General features: G+C 45.6%; 1 pseudogene. It reads left to right on the forward strand.

Annotated features, from left to right (window positions below):
• Window positions 1–620, forward strand: a pseudogene (locus QUB25_RS11955) (ATP-binding cassette domain-containing protein); the annotation flags it as partial.

Here is a 620-nt window from a genome sequence, read left to right on the forward strand (position 1 = left end):
CTCAACCAGAACCGATAGTCGAAAATCAGCCCGTTGTTTCAGAAACAGTAGAGTCGATCGAGCATCCTCAACCAGAACCGATAGTCGAAAATCAGCCCGTTGTTTCAGAAACAGTAGAGTCGATCGAGCATCCTCAACCAGAATCCGAACCAGTTGTAGAAACCGTACAGCCGATAAAAGGGAAGAATCTCAGTTTGGGTGTCACAGGAACCAGATCATCTTACTCGCTACAGATATCTCAACAAGCAAGCAGGATGCTCACTTTTGTAAAAAACATTTTTTACAAAAGTGAGGTACTCCCGATCGAGCCTTCTCCACCAGAATCCGAACCAGTTGTAGAAACCGTAGAGTCGATCGAGCATCCTCAACCAGAACCGATAGTCGAAAATCTGCAAGTTGTAGACACCGTAGAGTCGATCGAGCATCATGAACCAGCATCGGAACCAGTTGTAGAAACCGTAGAGTCGATAGAGCATTCTCAACCAGAACCGATAGTCGAAAATCTGCAAGTTGTAGAAACAGTAGAGTCGATCGAGCATCCTCAGTCAGAATCTGAACCAGTTGTCGAAAGGCAAGAGTCGATCGAGCATTCTCAACCAGAACCGATAGTCGAAAATCTG

This window comes from Microcoleus sp. B3-D7, assembly GCF_036705305.1.
Classification (GTDB): Bacteria; Cyanobacteriota; Cyanobacteriia; order Cyanobacteriales; family Microcoleaceae; genus Microcoleus.